Source organism: Tautonia sp. JC769 (assembly GCF_040717455.1).
Classification (GTDB): domain Bacteria; phylum Planctomycetota; class Planctomycetia; order Isosphaerales; family Isosphaeraceae; genus Tautonia.
The window spans coordinates 118,933-137,914 of the sequence record NZ_JBFEFH010000006.1; the positions used below are offsets into that span (position 1 = coordinate 118,933).

Annotated in this window: 16 protein-coding genes; 2 read left to right on the top strand and 14 right to left on the bottom strand. The window is 64.0% G+C overall.

Annotation, left to right across the window (positions count from 1 at the left end):
* Nucleotides 1–61: 61 nt before the first annotated feature.
* The 10 genes from AB1L88_RS08550 to groL (AB1L88_RS08595) form a co-directional block, all read right to left on the bottom strand.
* Complete coding sequence (locus AB1L88_RS08550) at nt 62–1,312, bottom strand: glycosyltransferase family 4 protein (RefSeq protein ID WP_367096223.1); 1,251 nt, start codon at nt 1,310–1,312, stop codon at nt 62–64.
* A 134-nt stretch (nt 1,313–1,446) separates the two neighbouring features.
* A complete protein-coding gene (locus AB1L88_RS08555; RefSeq protein ID WP_367096224.1) occupies nt 1,447–2,409 on the bottom strand; it encodes an NAD-dependent epimerase/dehydratase family protein in 963 nt (320 codons plus the stop codon).
* Between the two features lie 130 nt (nt 2,410–2,539).
* Nucleotides 2,540–3,469 (bottom strand): NAD-dependent epimerase/dehydratase, encoded by a 930-nt coding sequence (locus AB1L88_RS08560; RefSeq protein WP_367096225.1) that lies wholly within the window; start codon nt 3,467–3,469, stop codon nt 2,540–2,542.
* 275 nt (nt 3,470–3,744) lie between these two features.
* A complete protein-coding gene (gene yacG / locus AB1L88_RS08565) occupies nt 3,745–3,942 on the bottom strand; it encodes a DNA gyrase inhibitor YacG (RefSeq protein WP_367096226.1) in 198 nt (65 codons plus the stop codon).
* Between the two features lie 21 nt (nt 3,943–3,963).
* A complete protein-coding gene (locus tag AB1L88_RS08570; protein ID WP_367096227.1) occupies nt 3,964–4,257 on the bottom strand; it encodes a zinc ribbon domain-containing protein in 294 nt (97 codons plus the stop codon).
* 75 nt (nt 4,258–4,332) lie between these two features.
* A complete protein-coding gene (gene grpE, locus AB1L88_RS08575) occupies nt 4,333–4,887 on the bottom strand; it encodes a nucleotide exchange factor GrpE (protein ID WP_367096228.1) in 555 nt (184 codons plus the stop codon).
* 66 nt (nt 4,888–4,953) lie between these two features.
* Nucleotides 4,954–6,105: a molecular chaperone DnaJ gene (gene dnaJ / locus AB1L88_RS08580; RefSeq protein WP_367096229.1), complete on the bottom strand. Its 1,152-nt coding sequence runs from the start codon at nt 6,103–6,105 to the stop codon at nt 4,954–4,956.
* A gap of 559 nt (nt 6,106–6,664) precedes the next feature.
* A complete protein-coding gene (groL, locus tag AB1L88_RS08585; protein ID WP_367096230.1) occupies nt 6,665–8,293 on the bottom strand; it encodes a chaperonin GroEL in 1,629 nt (542 codons plus the stop codon).
* A gap of 173 nt (nt 8,294–8,466) precedes the next feature.
* Nucleotides 8,467–8,763, bottom strand: coding sequence for a co-chaperone GroES (gene groES, locus AB1L88_RS08590; protein WP_367096231.1), 297 nt, complete (start codon nt 8,761–8,763; stop codon nt 8,467–8,469).
* Between the two features lie 141 nt (nt 8,764–8,904).
* Nucleotides 8,905–10,593: a chaperonin GroEL gene (groL, locus tag AB1L88_RS08595; protein ID WP_367096232.1), complete on the bottom strand. Its 1,689-nt coding sequence runs from the start codon at nt 10,591–10,593 to the stop codon at nt 8,905–8,907.
* 402 nt (nt 10,594–10,995) lie between these two features.
* Between groL (AB1L88_RS08595) and AB1L88_RS08600 the strand changes: the two genes are divergently transcribed.
* Nucleotides 10,996–11,898 (top strand): alpha/beta hydrolase, encoded by a 903-nt coding sequence (locus AB1L88_RS08600; RefSeq protein WP_367096233.1) that lies wholly within the window; start codon nt 10,996–10,998, stop codon nt 11,896–11,898.
* Between the two features lie 837 nt (nt 11,899–12,735).
* Here the strand turns inward: AB1L88_RS08600 and AB1L88_RS08605 are convergent.
* The 3 genes from AB1L88_RS08605 to AB1L88_RS08615 all read right to left on the bottom strand — a co-directional run bounded on the left by AB1L88_RS08605 (nt 12,736) and on the right by AB1L88_RS08615 (nt 16,448).
* Entirely contained in the window at nt 12,736–13,350 is a 615-nt protein-coding gene (locus tag AB1L88_RS08605) for an NUDIX hydrolase (RefSeq protein WP_367096234.1), read from the bottom strand.
* Nucleotides 13,347–15,101, bottom strand: coding sequence for an aspartate--tRNA ligase (gene aspS, locus AB1L88_RS08610; RefSeq protein WP_367096235.1), 1,755 nt, complete (start codon nt 15,099–15,101; stop codon nt 13,347–13,349). Before aspS ends, AB1L88_RS08605 begins: the two co-directional genes overlap by 4 nt.
* A 231-nt stretch (nt 15,102–15,332) precedes the next feature.
* Complete coding sequence (locus tag AB1L88_RS08615) at nt 15,333–16,448, bottom strand: aminopeptidase (RefSeq protein ID WP_367096236.1); 1,116 nt, start codon at nt 16,446–16,448, stop codon at nt 15,333–15,335.
* 181 nt (nt 16,449–16,629) lie between these two features.
* On the opposite strand from AB1L88_RS08615, the gene AB1L88_RS08620 reads away from it, so the two are divergent.
* Nucleotides 16,630–17,403 (top strand): glucose 1-dehydrogenase, encoded by a 774-nt coding sequence (locus AB1L88_RS08620; RefSeq protein ID WP_367096237.1) that lies wholly within the window; start codon nt 16,630–16,632, stop codon nt 17,401–17,403.
* 12 nt (nt 17,404–17,415) lie between these two features.
* On the opposite strand, the gene AB1L88_RS08625 is transcribed toward AB1L88_RS08620, so the two are convergent.
* Nucleotides 17,416–18,729, bottom strand: coding sequence for a hypothetical protein (locus tag AB1L88_RS08625; protein ID WP_367096238.1), 1,314 nt, complete (start codon nt 18,727–18,729; stop codon nt 17,416–17,418).
* Between the last annotated feature and the right edge of the window lie 253 nt (nt 18,730–18,982).

Here is an 18,982-nt window from a genome sequence, read left to right on the forward strand (position 1 = left end):
GATTACCCGATCACGCGACGATCCCTCAATGCATCACGCAACAACCAAGTTCGTTTCCGTGTCAACGGATTACCGAGACCACCGCCGGACCATCCGGGACCGACGCGGGCCGCAAATCGCCAACAAGTTCCCCCATCAACGCCGCCCACTGTTCGCAACACCCCTCGCGCTCGAACTCGGAGAGAAACGCCGATCGGCCATTTTCCCCCATCGATGCCGCGGTCTCAGGGTGGTCGGCAAGGGACTCGATGGCCTCGACAAGCATGTCCACCTCTCCGAGCCTGACGGTGATCCCGCAGCCTGCGTATCGGATCGTGTCGGCCGTCTCGCTGTGGTCGGGCCCGACGAACAGGACCGGCCGTTCCGAGGCCATGGCACCGTAGAGCTTGCCAGGCACGACGATCCCCGTCATCTCGGGGCGCATCGACACGAGATGGGCATCTGCCATCGTCAATGACTCGTGCAACTGCTCTCTCGGGACGTAGTCGAGCAATCGGATATTCTCAAGCCCCTCGGCCTCTTTCGCCTCCTTCACCTCGCGGAGTCTCGGACCGCCGCCGATGAAGAGGAAGACGATCTCCTCGCGGTCGCGGAGCCGACGAGCCGCGTCGATGAACTCGGTCGCCGAGTGGGCCAGGCCGAGGTTCCCGGAATACATCACGACAAACTTGTCGGACAGCCCCAGGGACTCCCGCATGGGATTCTCGTGCCTGGGGATCGGGAAGATTTCGTCCTCTCGGCTCCAGACGGGGATCTCGACGATTCGAGAGTCACGCACCCCTTTCTTCCGGATGCGGTCGGCCATGTACGGACCGAGCACGACCACGCGATCGGATTGCCGATAAACGAGGTCGCTCAGCCAGGCGAGGAGCGAGACGACTGGATTGCGCTTCGACATCTGCCCGAGGGCCAGGCTGGCGTCCGGGTGCAGGTCCATGCTCCAGTAGACCTGACACGCCCCCCTGAAACGTCGCAAGAGCGTGCCGATCAGCCCGATGATCGGCGGGGTCGTCAGGGTGACGACCACGTCGAATTTCGGCATCGAGATCGCCTTGCGAGCCGCTCCGACGTAGAAGCTGAGGTAATCGGCCATGCGTTTGAAGACGCTCCCCCGGCCGAGTGAGGTCGCGCGGACTCGATGGATCCGGACCCCGTGACGCGTCTCTTCGGCCGGAGGGGGCTCGACCCCCGGCTCGTAACGCCCCCGAGCACACAGGACATGGACCTCGTAACCGCGATCGACGAGCGACTCGGCGAGGTCCGTCAGGTGCTGGGCGGTCGAGGCATGATCGGGCCAGTAATACTGGTTCACGAGGAGGATTCGAGGCCGACCCGCGGATTGGCCGGTTCTCGGCCCCGAGTGGGGTCGAGTGCTTCCCCCGGGCTTCTGCTCCGCGCGCCAGCGGCGGCCCGTCCGGGGAGGAGTGCTGGGCTTCGGGATGTCGCTCACCATTTGGCGTCGGCCTCATCCTTGTTGGCTCGATACCAGGAGATCGTCTTGGCCAGTCCGGTTCGGAGGTCGGTCGGCGGGGTCCAACCGTCGAGGACCTGGGTCATCCGGGTCACGTCGAGCACCTTCTTGGCGGCGCCATCAGGCTTGTCGACATTCCATCGGAGCTTGCCCTTGAACCCGGAGAGTTCATGGACCGTCTCGGCGAGTTCCTTGATCGAGGTGCCGATGCCGGTCCCGAGATTCAGGGGCAGGGTTTCGTCGTTGTAGACCTCGGCGGCGAGGACGATGGCGTCGGCACAATCCTCGACATAGATGAATTCGCGGATCGGCTTGCCGGTTCCCCAGACCTCGACCTCCTGGGCCTGATTGAGGTCGGCCTCAACCCACTTGCGCACCAGGGCGGCCACCACGTGAGACCGATCGGGGTTGTACGAGTCGCCAGGCCCGTAGAGGTTCGTCAGGATCAGGTGGATCGAGTCGAGGCCGTATTGCTTCTTGTAAGCGACCCCCTGGACAGCCAGCATTTTCTTGGTCAGGCCGTAGTTCACGACGCTGGCGTGACAAGGGCCGGACCAGAGATCCTGCTCCTTGAGTTCCCCTTCCAGGTAACCGGGGTAGCTGCAGGCGGTGCCGATGTTGACGACCTTGCCGACCTCCGTCAGCCGCGCCGCCTCCATCAGATTGGCGCCCATCACCAGGTTCTGGTAATAGAGTTGCCCCGGTTCATTCACATTGATGCCGATGCCACCGTAATAGGCCGCCGCGTGGATCAAGGTGTCGCAGGGGTGCTCGAGCAGGCATCGCAGGCAGGCGTCGAGCGTGGTCAGGTCGTAGTCTCGCTTGCGAGGGACGTAGACCTCGGCCCCGAACGACTCAAGCCTCGCGACGATGTGCTTCCCGAGAAAACCGGCCCCGCCGGTGACCGTAACTCGCTTACCCGACCAGAATCCCTTCATCGCTCGCTGTCCCCTCGGTGCGTTGAGTAAGCAGGATGCCCAGAATCGCCGATCGGCTGGAGCAGGAAGGCGAGCGTCGAGCGGGTCGCCCGCGACGGCTTGCCTCCCGCCCCCGCCTCCCGGCGACCAATCAGACGTTGCTGAACGGGTTCGACCACTCGATCAGCTTGGCGGCCTGGACAAGCTCCCGAATCCCTCGGTCGAGATCGATGGTCGTCTCGAAACCCTTGGCGCGGATCTTCTCGTAGCTGACCTCATAATTTCGCTGGTCGGCGTCGCTGCCCACCTCGGCGAAGTGGAGGTAATAATCGACGTGCTCGAGGATCTTGCGAGCGACATCCTGCTTGGTGAAGTTCATGCTCTCGTGGCCGACGTTGTAGACGTCGTCCTTGACCTCGTCCCAACGCTCCAGGGCGAAGATGAACGAGCGGGCCATGTCGCGGACATGCACGAACGTCCGCTTGAAACCGCCCTCATAGACGATGAGGTTTCGGTTCTTCACCGCCTGATAGGTGAAGTCGTTGGGCATCAGGTCGAGTCGCATCCGGTTACTCACACCGAACGCGGTCGCGAAGCGGTAGGCGATCCCGTTGCCGGCATCGAGCACCAGTTGCTCGGCCTTGGCCTTGGTCTCGCCGTAGAGCGTGATCGGTGCCCGGGGGGTGTTCTCGTTACAAATGTAGTCGGGGATCGACCCGTAGATGCTTCCGGTCGAGGCGTAGAGGACTTTCTGGTCCTTCTTCCGCTTCTCCAGGATCAGCTTCGTCGAGTCGACGTTGACGGCCTGGGCCAGTTGCGGCTCCTTCTTGCAGGCCGGATACCCGACGATTGCAGCGAGGTGGATGACCGCGTCGACGCCTTCGAGCGCGGTTTCGACCGCCTTCGGGTCGCAGACGTCCCCTTTCTGGAGCTCGAAGAAGCGATTCTGACAACAGGGAAGGAGGCCGTGGCCGCCGAACCTCAGCGAGTCGAGCACTCGGACCCGATGGCCCCGATTGAGGAGCTCGGGGACGAGGGTCGAACCGACATAGCCCGCGCCACCGGTGACGAGGAGGTGCATTGAGGAGTCCCATCCGTGGACGTCATGCGATGACCTTCGCGCAACGGGATCCGAACCGAAGCGGAAGGGCTCGGGGGGCAAGGCGTTCGGGGGAGAGGTCGGATTCTAGGCGGCCCCGTCCGTGCGGCCTCGCGTCGAGCTGTCGAATCAGGTCAGGACGCAGCGAGCAGGCCGGCTCAGGCGGTTTCCTTGAAATCCAGTTGCTGAGACTGCCAGCCTGCGAGTGGGGATCGTACTCGATCGGGCGTTTGAGTCAACGCCGCTATTCCGAAGTTTTAATCGTCGTCGTCGTCATCCGTTCCCAGCGTGTCTGGGTCGGTGGCAGGAGGGCCGGGAATCGTGTAAGCACCTTCGACCCATCGGCCCAGGTCGATCATGCGGCACCGTTCCGAGCAGAATGGGAAGTGAGGGAGGGAGTCCAGGTCTGTGCCAGCGAACTCCCGGCCACACATCGGGCATTTGCCTCGTATCATGATCACCCCGCCGCAGACCGCTCAGTCGGATGAGGAGCCGCTCGACGCCGCCGGCTTCGAATCGGACTTGGGGCTTGAGCTGCTGGAACTCGACGAATCCGAATCGGCCTTCGCCGCCTTCTTGTAGGAATCGCTCCGGTAATCGGTCAGATAGAAGCCGGAGCCCTTGAACAGGATCGCCGCCCCCGCGCCGATCTTGCGGCGGAGTGTCTCCTGCTGGCAGGCCGGGCAGGTGGTCTGAGGGTCGGCCTTGATGGACTCGAAGGCTTCGAATTCATGCTTGCACTGATCGCAGATATAGTCGTAGGTGGGCATGGAGGTCGGAGGCTCCGGGAGTTGATTCTGAAGCGGAGTGAGGGGCGAACTTCGGGCGACGAAGCCCGATCGAGTTCAAGAGGACGCGACGGAGACGGCAACCCGGCTCGGTCGCAGCACTCGGTCTTGCAGTCGATACCCACGACTGAGTTCGGCGACGACCGTCCCTTCAGGATGGTCGGCGGAGGGTTGCTGCATGAGCGCCTCATGGATGTTCGGGTCGAACGGTTGGCCCAGCGCCGCAATCGGTTCGATGCCGTGCTTGGCCAGGGTATCCAGCAGTTGCTTGTGCACCATGTCCAGGCCGGTGATGATGCCTTCGGCGCCGGCCTGTCGGGCCGCCTCGATGGCGCGTTCGAAATTATCGATGACCGCGAGCAGGTCGTTGGCGAGGGGGGCGGCGGCAAAGACGCGGTCGGCCTCGGCCTGTGACCGGCTTCGCTTCTGGAAGTTCAGGAAGTCGGCCTGAGAGCGGCGGAGTTGCTCGAGGTAATCGTCTCGCTGACGGGCAACCTCGTCCAGTTGCTCTCGAAGCGCGGAGGAGGAGGCATCGGCCCCTTCGGCGGCGGCCCGGGCCTTGGGATCGGTCGGAGAATCGTCAGAAGGATTTTGGGGATTCGAATCGCTCATGGGCGTCGGGTCCAGGTTCGTTGCGGGAGGGGGCTTAGCGAATCGCGCTGATCGCCGGGACTCGAATCATCGGGGAGTTTCAGGCTCCCCCTCCTCGGGTTCCGTGAAGAAGTCTCGCAGTTTTTCGAGGAAACTCTTGCGCTTGGGGCTGACATCCTGGTGATCGAGTTCCGCCAGCTCGCGGAGCAGTTCTTCCTGCCGAGCCGAGAGGCGACGAGGGGTCTCGATCAGGACCTCGACAAGTTCATCGCCGCGACCACTCCCGGACAGGTCGGGCATCCCTCGCCCGCGGAGCTTGAGGATATCGCCACTCTGAGAGCCGCGGGGGACGGTCAATGGGGTGGGACCATCCAGCGTCGGCACCTCGACTTCAGCGCCGAGAGCCGCCTGGGGGAAGCTGATGGGGACCTGACAGATCAGGTCGTTCCCCTTGCGGATGAAGAACGCATGGGGTCGGACCTGGACCTGGACGCGGAGATTGCCTCGGGGAGCACCCGGGTCGCCCGGTTCTCCCTGGTTTCGGAGTTGGAGGATGGTCCCGGTATCCACCCCGGCCGGGATACGGACCTGAACCGAGACGAGCTTCACTTCCCGACCGGACCCCCGACATCCGGAGCAGGGGTCGACCACCCGGACACCCTCTCCTCCGCAGGCGGGGCAGGTCTGGGCCATCTGGAAGAAGCCGCGGGCCGTGACGATCTGACCCCGTCCCCCGCAATAATCGCACGTCGAGGCGACCGTGCCGGGCTTCGCGCCGGTCCCGTTGCACGTGGTGCAATATTCCTGTCGGTCGAGTTCGATGGAACGCGTGGCGCCTCGGGCCGCTTCTTCCAGCTCGATCTCGAGCCGAACGAGGAGGTCGGAGCCAGGCCTCGGTCCCCTGCGTCGCGGACCGAAGAAATCCCCGAACAGGCCGGAACCGCCGAAGATGTCGCCGAACGCCGAGAAGATTTCTTCCGCGGACCGGAAGTCGTGGACACCCGCCCCCTCGAGGCCCGCATGCCCATAGCGGTCGTAGCGCGCCCGCTTGTTCGGGTCGGAGAGGACCTCGTACGCCTCGGCCGCTTCGCGGAATTTCCGCTCGGCTTCCTCGTCGCCAGGGTTGCGGTCGGGGTGAAACCGCTTGGCCTGCTGCCGATAAGCTCCCTTGATTTCGTCGGGCGCCGCACCGCGCTGAAGCCCGAGGATCTCGTAATAATCACGCTTGGTCGTCGCCATCGGCATCGTGTCTCGATCGGTGGCACTGGCGGCGGAGGCTGTCACCAGCTCTACGGAGGAGTTGGAACATCTTACCATCCAAGGCACGAGACCGAACACCGCAAGACGGTTGGCCCACGATCTCGATCTGATTCGGATGCGGAAAGACGATCTGAAAGAGAAGTGAGCGATTTCGTTCCGGATTCGACCATGTCTCGCTGTCTCGCAGCCGAAGGTTTTCGATGTTCCGCGAGGATCGGAGGCAAAGAATCGCTCAGTTTATGGCATGAAAAGAGGCTGAATCCATGGAGAGGCGGTCAACGAGTCGATCTCGAATTGCTGTGCGTTGTGCATACCCAGGCTTTGGTGAGCATGCGCCTTGCGACCGGATGGTCATGGCAAGGGAAGACACGCACACCCACAGAATCTCATTTGGTGACGGCGCATCTTATCCTGATCCGGCACCCGAGAGAGGACCCGGTCGCCACGAGCAATTGCCTTGCTCGTGGCGACCGGGAGGAACCTGAAGGACTGTCCCCATCGCCGAGACACGATGGGGCGGGAGCGATTCAGATGAGGCTCAACGAATCGAACCTTCGATCCGCTTCGCCCCCTTCTCCTCGTCTTCGTCCTTGAGGTTGGTGATCATGGCCTCGGTCGTGAGCATCAGTCCCGAGATCGACGCGGCGTTCTGGAGCGCCGTCCGAGTGACCTTGGTCGGGTCGATGATCCCCGCCTCGAACATGTCGACGAAATCGCCGGTATTGGCGTTGAAGCCGATGCTGCCACCCTGCTCCAGGATCTCCTGGGCGACGACGGCACCGTCATGCCCGGCGTTCTGGGCGATCATCCGGGCGGGTTCTTCGAGCGCCCGCAAGACGATCGCGGCACCGACCTTCTCGTCACCCTCGAGCGAGTCGTGCAGGGACTTGACCGCCGGGACCGTGCGGAGGAGGGCGGAGCCGCCCCCCGGGACGATGCCTTCCTCGGCCGCGGCTCGGGTGGCGTGCAGGGCGTCTTCCACGCGAGCCTTCAATTCCTTCATCGCGGCCTCGGTCGGGGCCCCGACGCTGATGACGGCCACGCCTCCGGTGATCTTCGCCAGGCGTTCCTGGAACTTCTCGCGATCGTACTCGGAGTCGGTCTCGGAGATCTGCTTGCGCAGTTGGTCGATCCGCTTCTGGATGTCTTCCTTCTTGCCGGCCCCCTGGATGATCGTGGTGCTGTCCTTGCTCACCTTGATCTGCTTGGCCGAGCCGAGCTGCTGAAGGGTGAGGTTCTCCAGCTTGAGGCCGAGATCCTCGCTGACGACGGTCCCGCCCGTCAGGATGGCCATGTCCTGGAGCATCGCCTTGCGGCGATCGCCGAAGCCCGGAGCCTTGACCGCGCAAATGTTGAGGATGCCGCGGAGGCGATTCACCACGAGGGTCGCGAGGGCCTCACCCTCGACGTCCTCGGAGATGATCAGCAGCGGCTGGCCGGACTGCGCCACCCGCTCGAGCAGGGGGATCAGCTCCCGGAGACTGCTGATCTTCTTCTCATGCAAGAGGATCAGGGCGTCATCGAGGACCGCCTCCATCGTCGTCGGGCTGGTGACGAAGTAGGGGCTGAGATAGCCCTTGTCGAACTGGAGGCCCTCGACGAATTCGAGGGTCGTCGACGAGGTCTTGCCCTCTTCGACGGTGATGACGCCGTCGTTGCCGACCTTGCTGACGGCTTCCGCCAGCATCGAGCCGATCGACGGGTCATTGTTGGCCGAGATGGTGCCGACCTGGGCGATCTCTTCCGGCTTGGTCACTTCCCGGCTGACGTTGTCGATCAGCTCGCCGACGGCCGCGTCGACGGCCTTCTCGATTCCACGGCGGACGGCGGTGGGGTTGGCCCCGGTGGTCACCGTCCGGAGCCCCTCGCGGAAGATGGCCCGGGCGAGGATGGTCGCGGTCGTGGTGCCGTCGCCGGCGATGTCGGAGGTCTTCGAGGCGACGACATTGACGAGCTTGGCCCCCATGTTCTCGAAGGGGTCGGGAAGCTCAATCTCCTTGGCGACGGTCACGCCGTCCTTGGTCACGGCAGGCCCGCCGAAGGATTTACTCAGGATCACGTTGCGGCCCGTCGGCCCGAGCGTGGTGCCGACGGCGTGCGCCAGCGTGTCGATGCCCGAGAGCATCTTCCGCCGCGCCGCATCAGAGAAGAGCAACTGCTTGGCCACGTGCGAGAGCTCCTAATCAGGTTCGGTCGTTCGAGTGTCTTGCGTCCGAGATCATTGCGTCGGGGTGCGGTCCGCAGAACCGTCGGGGGCACTCGCGGGGCAGGGCAGGGCCTCCCCCGCGGCGAACACGCACGACCCCGATTGATTTCCGAGGGTCGGTGAGGCGGGACCGATCAGCCGACGATCTTCGCGAGCACGTCCGACTCGCGGAGGATCTTGATCTCTTCGCCATCAACCTTGATTTCGGTCCCGGCGTACTTCCCGAAGAGGACCTCGTCCCCCTCCTTCAGGCCGATCTCGGCGCGATTGCCATTGTCCAGGAGCTTGCCGGGGCCAACCGCCACGACCCGACCCCGCTGCGGCTTCTCCCGAGCGGTATCGGGCAGGACGATGCCGCCAGAGGTCTTCTCCTCGGCCTCGATCTCTTTGATCACAATCCGGTCGTCGAGCGGGCGAATGGACGTCGCCATGATGGAATTCCTGTTCGTGGTTCGAGTCTGCTAGGGGGAAGAATCCCGTTGTCGAATGTTCGTCAATTGATGGGGAATCGAGCGGCCGATGACCGAGGTCGTCGTTGACTTCGGCCATCGGTCATCAGAGGAGGGCTGGGCTCACATCATCCCCATTCCGCCCATGCCACCCATTCCGCCCATGCCACCCATTCCGCCCATGCCACCCATTCCGTGGTCATCGTGATGGGGGTCGCCGCCGGCGGGCTTCTTCTCTTTCTTCTCGATGATGATGGCCTCGGTCGTGAGCAGGAGGCCTGCGACCGAGGCGCCATTTTGAAGCGCCGTGCGAGTCACCTTGGCCGGGTCGACGACTCCGAAGGAGAACAGGTCGCCCCATTCGCCACTCTCGGCGTTGTAGCCGAAGTTCGGTTCGCTCGAGCGGCGAATCTTATTCACGACCACTGATCCGTCGAGGCCGGCATTCTCGGCGATCGAACGGCAGGGCTGCTCCAACGCCCGGCGGACGATCTGGATGCCGAGATCCTCGTCGCCGTCGGTCTTCAGGTCGTCCAGGATCTTGGCGGCCCGGACCAGAGTCGTGCCGCCGCCGGGGACGACCCCCTCTTCGATGGCCGCGCGGGTGGCATGCAAGGCGTCCTCGACCAGGGCCTTACGCTCCTTCATCTCGGTCTCGGTCGCGGCGCCGACGTTGATCTTGGCAACGCCGCCTGCGAGCTTCGCCAGCCGTTCCTGGAGCTTCTCGCGGTCGTATTCCGAGTCGGTGGTGCTGATCTCTCGCTTGATCAGTTCCGTGCGGCCCTTGATCGCGTCGGCGGTCCCGCGACCTTCGACGATCGTCGTGTGATCGCCGCTGAGGATCACCTTAGCGGCCCGGCCGAGGTCGGTCAGCTGGATGCTCTCGAGATTGATCCCGAGATCCTTGAAGATCGCCTTGCCGCCGGTCAGGGTGGCGATGTCCTCGAGCATCGCCTTGCGACGGTCGCCGTAGCCAGGGGCCTTGACGGCGGCCACCTGGAGGATGCCCCGGAGCTTATTGACGACGAGGGTCGCCAGGGCCTCGCTCTCGACATCCTCAGCGATCAGAAGCAAGGGCTTGTTCGCCCGGGCGATTTGCTCGAGCAGGGGCACGAGCACCCGAGGCGTGCTGATCTTCTCCTCGTGGATCAGGATATAGGGGTCCTCGAGGACGACCTCCATCCGGTCCTGGTCGGTGATGAAGTGGGGGCTGAGATAGCCGCGGTCGAATTGCATGCCTTCGACCACGTCGACCTCGGTCTCGAACCCCTTACCCTCCTCGACGGTGATCACGCCGTCGGTGCCGACCTTCTCGAAGGCGTCGGCCAGGCGTTCTCCGATGCTGCGATCGTTATTCGCGGCGATCGTGGCGACCTCGGTGATTTGCTTCTTGTCACCGCCGACGGACTTGGCCCGGGCCTTGACCTCCTCGACCACCCGCTCGACGGCCTGGTCGATCCCCCGCTTCAGGGCCATCGGGTCGGCCCCGGCCGCCAGCGCCTTGAGGCCTTCCTTGAAGATGGCCTCGGCCAGCACGGTGGCGGTGGTGGTGCCGTCCCCCGCCGCATCGGAAGTCTTGCTGGCGGCTTCCTTGACGAGCTGCGCGCCCATGTTCTCATAGGCGTCGGTCAGCTCGATTTCCTCGGCGACGGTCACGCCGTCCTTGGTCACCGTCGGGCTTCCCCAGCCCTTGTCGATGACCGCATTGCGGCCCCGGGGGCCGAGGGTGCTCCGCACGGCCTTGGCCAGCTTGGATACACCGCTCGCCAGCTTCTGGCGTGCTTCTTCATCATAAGCCAACAGTTTCGCCACGGTCGTCGTCTCCCTCCAGCGCGGTCGCGCCGACGCGATGTCGCTTGGGCTTCGTCTGTCGTTCGTTGAGGCGATCCTGCGAAGCCCACCGGCCCGGACTTTCCTGCCAGAAGGGCTTCGCGTTCGACGCGGCTAGGGGCAAGTCGTGTACCATGACGAGGAATCGTCGCAAGTGACAATCTTGGATTGACTTGCGTCCCGTCAAGGACTGCCATAGATCCTGCCAAGCTGGCAGTCGTGCCGGGTGCCATGCCATTTCGACGGAGGAGGAGACTTGTCCGAGAGCAGGCAAGCCGTTCAGATTGATGGCTCGTGACTCGAGCCCGGGTGCCGACCCCTCGATGCCTGGCAGTTCGTGCCTGCGACTCAGACTCGTCATCACCGACCATTGAGGCCCGATCGATGGGAACATCCGTCCTCTCCGCCACGCTCGTCCTCCTGAGCACCGCAAGCGTGGTCTTCGCCGCGGAACCTTCCGAACAGTTGCTCTGGCCTGATGGTGCCCCGGGTGCGCTGGGATCCGAGCCGAGCGATCAACCGTCGATCATCGTCTATCGGGCCGACCCCTCGGTCGCCACGGGAGCGGCGATCGTGATCTGCCCGGGAGGTGGGTACGGTGCGCTTGCCATCGACCATGAGGGGCATCAGGTCGCACAATGGTTGAACTCGGTCGGGGTGACGGGGGTGATCCTCAAGTATCGTCTCGGCCCTCGCTACCAGCACCCGATCCCCCTGACCGATGCGCAACGCGCGATTCGAACCGTCCGTGCGAACGCCGAAGACTGGGGAGTCGATCCCGATCGGGTGGGGGTGCTGGGGTTCTCGGCGGGAGGGCACCTTGCATCGACCGTGGGAACCCACTTCGATCTCGGGAATCCGGAGGCAGAAGACCCGATCGATCGCCAGAGCAGCCGGCCGGATCTCATGATTCTCGGGTACCCGGTCATCGCACTGGCCACCGATTACGCCCATGGGGGGTCGCGACGCAACCTGCTCGGCGAGAATCCTCCGACCGACCTGCTCGATTCCCTCTCAAACGAGCGCAGGGTGACCCCGGAGACCCCTCCGACCTTCCTCGTTCATACGAACGAAGACGAACCGGTACCTGCCGAGAACAGCCTCTTATTCGTGATGGCCCTGCGCAAGGCGGGGGTCCCCGTCGAGTTCCACCTGTTCGAGGCAGGCCGTCACGGGCTCGGCCTCGGTGGCGGACTGCACGATCGAGGCATCGGCCCCGACCCCGCGTTCGCCGCCTGGCCTGGTCTCTGCGAGACCTGGCTCAAGCGTCAGGGATTCCTCCGCTGAGAATGGGGTCCAGACCAACGCCCGATACATTCCGCCAGATGTCCTGACGCCTGGAGAAGTGACGCCTCCGTGAAAGGGCGTGTCCGCCCGGGCGCGGAGGTGCCTGAAGGCCTCGTGTTGGGGGGCCTGGTCGTATGCGATTCGAAGTCCGGTGCCACCAGACTGCCCCAGGACGAATAACCGCTCAGGGTCGACATCATTGCCCAGGAGCAGCGGGAAGACGATGTGATCCTTCGGACTCCCCTCGGCCTCCAAGTTCGACACCATGCTTCAGGAGTGACGCGTATTGCGCCCCAACCGTTGATGAGCATTACGACGACGAGGGTGGACGCCGGATGAAATCAAGCTCTTGGCGAGAGGGAACCAGGACAGAGCGTGTCGATTGCACCGAACGACCAGCCGAATTGATTTCCTGACGGCTCAGTTCGCCCTGCGCATGGACCAGGATTACGCGGTGTTACGTCCAGAGCCCCACCCAGCCGATGAGCAAGGTCGGTTCCAGCCGCCGACGACTCTGGCACTGGCTCGCGCACGATTCTGCAAGCTCCCGATGGCCAGATCGGCAGGAGAACCGGAGCCGGTTGAAAGTCTCACCGGCCAGGATGCCCGGGCCCAGGGCCCGCAGGCCATGCGGAAGAGTCCCGCCCTCGAACCGGACAGCCCCGCCATCACGAATTGCACCGTACAGCCGACTTGAGGCCCTGGAACCACACACTCCGGGCGCTCTGCATCACTTGAATGCTTTGATAAGGGAGCCGGTCGGACTCGATCAATTAGCCTGATTTGGCGGGGAGTTGCGGCCAGCGACATCGATCGAAAGGCAGATCCTCATCGAGATCAAAAAAGATTCGACCGAAGGTGTTCAAGCTCCGGCACCTCTCCCCCATCGATGAGCCGAGCGGCCATCAGAGTCGCTGCGATGTGGGAGACCTGCATTCGGACTTCCATCCGACAGACCTTCCCGAACCAAGGGGCGAAGTCCTCGGTCGAGACGGCGATTTCCTCCGTCGGATCGAGCGCCTGCGTTGCGATCCGATCGACCCCGATCGCCAGGAACCCGACGACTTCGTTGTTCTGATTCGCCGGGTTGGCGGGGTGCCTGCCGAGGAGCAGGAACCGCCCGCCTCCGAAGCCGGTTTCCTCGAGCAGTTCGCGGCGGGCTGCGGCCTCGACGTCGGGATCCTCGGGATCGACCGTGCCGCTCGGGAGGCCCGTCAGGATCTCTCCCAGGCCATGGCGGTATTCGGTGACGAGTACGACCTGGCACGCAGGCGTCAATGCGACGACGTTCAGCCAGGTCGGCAACTCGATCACGTGATAAGGGGAGATCCGTTGGCCCGAGGCCATCCGGCAATCGTCGCTCCGCAGCCGGATCCAGCGGTCTCGGTACGAATAGACCGACCGCTCGACCGTCCAGGGTTCGATCGGCTGTCGCGAGTCCTCGCCGATCATCGCGTCCGGATGTGCAGCTCACGCAGCTGCAGCTCTTCGACTGACCCGGGGGCACCGGTCATCAGGTCGGTGCCCTTTGCCGTCTTCGGGAACGCGATCACGTCTCGGATGTTGTCCAGGCCCGCGTAGAGCATCACCATCCGATCGAAGCCGAAGGCCATCCCACCATGCGGCGGCGCTCCATAGCGCAAGGCCGACAGCAGGAAGCCGAACTTCTCCTCGGCCTCCTCAGGGGAAAGACCGAGGTGGCGGAAGATGGTCGACTGGATCAGCGGGTCGTGGCAGCGAATGGTCCCCCCCGCCGCTTCTTCTCCATTGATGACCAGATCGTAGGCCTGTGCCCGGACCTTCAACGGTTCGGATTCGAGGAGATGGAGATCTTCGGGCAAGGGCATCGTGAACGGGTGATGCTCCGCGACGAAGCGGCCATCCTCCGGATCCCACGAGAACAGAGGGAACCGGACCACCCAGGAATAGTGATACGAACCGGGATCGTAGAGGCCCAGACTTTTCCCTAGCCGATGCCGCAGGGCCGCGAGACTTGCGGAGGTGACCTCGCTGGTATCGGCAACGATCAGGAGCAGGTCGCCGGGCTTTGCCTCGAATCGTTCGCGAAACGAAGCCTGGACCCCTGGGGGGAGGAACTTGGCGGTCGGTCCGGTGAACTGGTCCGCCTCGACCTTCAGCCAGACAAGCCCCTTGGCGCCATATTCCCCGACGAACGAGGTCAGCGCATCAAGATCCTTGCGGCTGAAGGATTCGGCGGCCCCAGGGGCGCACAGTCCCCGGACACGCCGCCCGTGTTCAATCGTGTCGCGGAAGACCTTGAACTCGGTCTGCGAGGCGAGGTCGGCGAGATCCTTGATCTCCATCCCGAACCGAAGGTCGGGTCGGTCGGTACCGAACCGTTCCATCGCGTCGCGGTGGTCGAGCCGGGGCAGGGGGGTCGCCAGGTCTTCCCCGGTGAATTCGAGAGCGAGGGCGCGGACCAAACCCTCCATTGTTTCCAGCACGTCCTCGAACTGAACGAACGACATCTCGATGTCCAGCTGGCTGAACTCCGGCTGCCGGTTCGCCCGCAGATCCTCATCCCGGAAACACCGAGCAATCTGGAAATACTTGTCCATACCCGCGACCATGAGCAGTTGCTTGTACAACTGCGGGCTCTGCGGCAACGCGTAGAAATGGCCGGGATGGACCCGGCTCGGGACGAGGAAGTCCCTGGCCCCTTCGGGGGTGCTCCGCCCGAGCATCGGGGTTTCTACTTCCCAGAAGCCCATCTCGGTCATCGCCCGCCTCATGGTCTGAGCCAGGCGATGGCGAATCTCGACGATCCGGTGCATTTCCGGCCTTCGAAGGTCGAGGAATCGGTACTTCAACCGGAGTTCCTCATTCGCCTCGCCACCGATCTCGAAGGGGGGCGTCTGGGTGGCGTTGAAGACCTCGAGCGTCGAGGCTTGCAGCTCGATCTCGCCCGTCCTGAGCTTCGGGTTCTCCTTACCGGCGAGACGACGACGGACCGTCCCTCGAACACCGATGACCCATTCATTGCGCAACGACTGGGCAGCTTCCTGCAAGGCTTCGCCCGCTTCCGGCTCGAAGACGACCTGCGTCATCCCGTAACGATCGCGGAGGTCGATGAACACGACCCCACCAAAATCGCGATAGGCGTTCACCCAGCCGTTAAGAACGACCTCCTGGCCGAGATGTTCGGCCGTCAATTCACCGCACGAATGGGTCCGCTTGAGCATGGCCGGCGCAGGTCCTTCGCCATCGAGTCTGTGTTCACCAGCGCCGGGTCCCTCGACTCCTCGCCGAGTCGGCGCCATTCGAGCAACAGACTATTCTCCCGGGCGTCAGAACGTCAAGCGTCCGCGAGGGGTTCGTCGATCCCGAGCGTTCTCCGACCGGCACGAAGCTGAGGACCCGGTCAAGCCCGGGAGGATTCGACGGAGACCCGATCGGCCAGACGCTCCCGGAGTTCACTCGGGGTCGAGAGGATGAAGCGTCTCGTCCACGAAGCGGCCATCGATCCGGATCGGCTTCCCGTCGAACGAAATGGTGCCGCCCCCGAACTCGGGCGTCTGGATTTGGACGAGGTCCCAATGGATTTTCGAGCGGTTGCCATTGTCCGCCTCGTCGTAGGCGTTGCCAGGCGTCAGGTGGAAACTCCCGGCGATTTTCTCATCGAAGAGGATGTCTCGCATGGGACGTTGAATTTTCGGATGACACCCGAGCGACCATTCGCCGATACATGACGCCCCGTCATCGGCCTGGAGGATTCGATTCAGGCGACCCTCGTCCCCGGCCTCGCAGGTCGCCTTGCAAATCCTCCCCTTCCGGAATTCGAGGCGAATCCCATCGTAGGCCGCGCCTTGATAGATCGTCGGTGCGTTGAATCGGATGACTCCCTCGACCGAGTCCTTGACCGGGGCGGTGAAGACCTCGCCGTCGGGGATGTTCATTTCTCCTGCGCAGGGAACGACCGGGATCCCCTCGATGGAGAACGTCAAATCGGTCTCAGGGCCGGTAATCCGAACCTCTCGGGCATCTTCCATGAGCTTGGCCAGCGGCCTGAGCGCCCTGGCCAGTCTCGGGTAATCGATGTTGCAGGCTTCGAAGTAGAAATCTTCGAATGCTTCGGTACTCATGCCTGCCTGCTGAGCCATCCCGGGCCCGGGCATCCTGAGGACACACCAACGCGTGTTCTTGATGCGACGCTCGAAATGAACAGGGGTCATGAAATGCTGGTTGTACAGATTCATGCGATCGGCAGGGACGTCGGCCAGTTCACTGATGTTGTCCGATCCCCGCAGCGCGATATACGCCTGCACGCGATCCATGCGAAACGACTCGGCCTCGGCCCAGGTGCGGAGCTGCGGCTCGGTCGCCCCCCGAAGCAGTTCCCGGACGATCCTTGATCGCTTCAGGTCGACCAGGGCGATGCAACCGAGACGGGCTGCCTTGCGGACGAGCAAGCGGGGCAAGGTGTCGTCGTCGAGATCCACGCATTCGACCAGGAGCGTCTCGCCCGGTTGCAATCGGGTCGAGTGTCGGATCAAGGTGTCCGCGAGCGTTTCCCAGCGCGGGTCGGGCATGAGTGGCTCCGGCTTCCATCAAGGGGAGGGACGGGCCGAGGACGGCCGGGGGATTGCGAGGAGGGCCGGGCTTGTCTAAGCTGAGTCGCGGCAGAGGCCGCGGCCAGGACTTCCATCGGTCCGACCGCCCAGAACCTCATTGTTCGAGATCAACGCGAGCGACGCAAGCGGGGGAAGATGAATGGCGGTCAATCCGTTCGACCTGACCGGGAAAGTGGCGATCGTCACCGGTGGTAACGGAGGCATCGGGCTGGGGATGGCCCGGGGTCTCGCTCGATCCGGCGCCCGTGTCGCCCTGGTCGGCCGTAACCGGGAGAAGACCGCCGCGGCAGCCCAGTCGCTTGCCGAGAGCACGGGGAGCCAGATCTTACCGATCACCGCGGATGTTTCTCGTGAAGCTGAATGCGAGCGGATTGCGAGCGAGGTGCTCAGTCAGTACGGTCGCATCGACATCCTCTTCAACAACGCGGGCATCAACATCCGGAAGCCTCCCCAGGAGTTGTCGCTCGACGAGTGGCGAGAGGTGATGGACGTCAATCTGACGAGCGCCTTCCTGCTTTCGAAAGCCGTTTATCCTGCGATGAAGGCCGCCGGCGGGGGCAAGATCGTCAATATCGGAAGCATGACCTCGATCTTCGGTTCCAGCTTCGCCCCCGCGTACGCAACGAGCAAGGGGGGCATCGTCCAGCTCACCAAGAGCCAGGCACTGGCCTGGGCCTCGGACAACATCCAGTGCAACGCGATCCTTCCCGGCTGGTTCGATACCGAACTCACCCAGAAGGCTCGCGTTGAAGTCTCGGGGTTGCACGAACGAGTCCTCGCGCGCATCCCGGCCGGACGCTGGGCAAACCCGGACGACATGGCCGGGACCGCCGTGTGGTTGGCGAGCCCGGCCAGCGATTATGTCACCGGGATCGCGATCCCGGTCGACGGTGGTTACGCCGCGATGCTCTGACGCGTTCGCGTTTCAGCGTCGCACGGGCGGCTCGCCTGCGTCCGCCGACTCGTAATCGGCCTCGGGGGATTTCTCGAGGTCGACATCCACGGTGAGGCCGCGAGCCAGGTTCAGCGAGAACCGGACCGTGACTGCTGACACGTCTCGTTTCGAATCAGGGTCCACGGAGGCCGGCGAGGCATTCTCCGCCGCCTTCGCGTCGCCCCGGGCGAATGTGTTTTCCTCAGCCGAGGCCGAAGGCGGGGGAATCGTGACTTGCGGAGAGGGAACCGGTTGGCCATCAACGTAGGGAGTGAAATCGGTCCGCTCCGCGTTCCGATCTTCCTCGGTCCTCGGGTCGACCAACTGGCCATCGGTGCCGATCGCGGCCGGCAGCGTCCGGCTCGGCAGCGCCGGCAGCGGCATCGGCTCCGGATTGGCCGAGGGAAGCCTCCCTGCGGGGAGGTTTGTGACGACCTCGACCGGGACGATGGGGAGCAGTCCCCACGGGGTCTCCGCCAGGGCCGAAGGGACCTGCCCGGGGTGGACGACCACCTGCAACGCTCCAGGGGCAGGCGACGGGAGCGCCGCGACGACCGGGTTGGTCGCGGGGAGGGCCGCAGGAGGGGCGACAGACTCCTTCTCCTCTTCCGATTCCTGCGACACCTGGCGAACCGCAGCATCCGAAGGAGTCGGCTCGTGGAAGGATTCCGAGGTCTTCGACGCGATCAGGAGCAACCGTTCTCGAATTGAGGGCTTGCCGACGGCCGATGGCTCGGACGTGACGCCAAGGCTCAGGACCAGGCCATGATCCGCGGGCATGTGCCACTCGCCGCCCATCTCTCGGTGCGTGACTTCAGGCATCTGGACCCTGACGACCGCCTCATCCTTGCCCGCGACCGTGGCGATCGTTTCGACCTCGTGGACGGCGGAGATCCGCGTATCCATGACCTCGACCTTCAGCGACAGTCCCTCTGGTCCCGGGGTGCCGATCAGGCGAATCTGAGATCCATCATCCACCGGGACGACGACCGGACGAGGTCCGCCGGTCGTTTCGTCCGGCGAACCGGAGGCCACTTCGGAGGGTTCCGCATGCACCACGAAGTGACGGGTCGTACACGTCCCGACCAGGGCAGGATCCCCGGGAGAGGCGATGACGGCCGGCGCGATGACCACCTTGGCCAGCGGGTCATCGGCGAACCGTCGACTCAGTTCGTTCAGTGTTTCGTGCTCGGCGACCCAGGCCGAACTCCCCGCTCGATGGCCGCCGTAGTGAAGCCGACCCTGGTACGCTTCTCGCCAGCCGATCGCCTCACACTCGACCAGACGCACCTCGAAGGAAATCATCCCGGCTGGGATCTCGCCGCGAACCGGCGAGGCCCCGGGACCGACGAGGAGGAGTGGGATCGCAAGGAGAACGTTCATGTAAGAACCCCCTTCCATGAAGGCCCGAATTCCGACACACCGCGAAGATAGGACGGCGGAAGCTAACATGACCTTCTGTTGTCGTCAATCGCAGGACCGGGGCCAGGACCAACCGCCCGCGATGATCCACCCCGGGGCGGATCGTCCCGGTGTTTGAGAGCCATGTCCACGCGTG

Bases quoted from the DNA above. Each gene is read 5' to 3' on its own strand.
- AB1L88_RS08555 (WP_367096224.1), bottom strand. From the start codon at position 2,409: ATGAAGGGATTCTGGTCGGGTAAGCGAGTTACGGTCACCGGCGGGGCC.
- AB1L88_RS08560 (WP_367096225.1), bottom strand. From the start codon at position 3,469: ATGCACCTCCTCGTCACCGGTGGCGCGGGCTATGTCGGTTCGACCCTC.
- yacG (WP_367096226.1), bottom strand. From the start codon at position 3,942: ATGATACGAGGCAAATGCCCGATGTGTGGCCGGGAGTTCGCTGGCACA.
- AB1L88_RS08570 (WP_367096227.1), bottom strand. From the start codon at position 4,257: ATGCCCACCTACGACTATATCTGCGATCAGTGCAAGCATGAATTCGAA.
- grpE (WP_367096228.1), bottom strand. From the start codon at position 4,887: ATGAGCGATTCGAATCCCCAAAATCCTTCTGACGATTCTCCGACCGAT.
- dnaJ (WP_367096229.1), bottom strand. From the start codon at position 6,105: ATGGCGACGACCAAGCGTGATTATTACGAGATCCTCGGGCTTCAGCGC.
- groES (WP_367096231.1), bottom strand. From the start codon at position 8,763: ATGGCGACGTCCATTCGCCCGCTCGACGACCGGATTGTGATCAAAGAG.
- AB1L88_RS08600 (WP_367096233.1), top strand. From the start codon at position 10,996: ATGGGAACATCCGTCCTCTCCGCCACGCTCGTCCTCCTGAGCACCGCA.
- AB1L88_RS08605 (WP_367096234.1), bottom strand. From the start codon at position 13,350: ATGATCGGCGAGGACTCGCGACAGCCGATCGAACCCTGGACGGTCGAG.
- aspS (WP_367096235.1), bottom strand. From the start codon at position 15,101: ATGCTCAAGCGGACCCATTCGTGCGGTGAATTGACGGCCGAACATCTC.
- AB1L88_RS08615 (WP_367096236.1), bottom strand. From the start codon at position 16,448: ATGCCCGACCCGCGCTGGGAAACGCTCGCGGACACCTTGATCCGACAC.
- AB1L88_RS08620 (WP_367096237.1), top strand. From the start codon at position 16,630: ATGGCGGTCAATCCGTTCGACCTGACCGGGAAAGTGGCGATCGTCACC.
- AB1L88_RS08625 (WP_367096238.1), bottom strand. From the start codon at position 18,729: ATGATTTCCTTCGAGGTGCGTCTGGTCGAGTGTGAGGCGATCGGCTGG.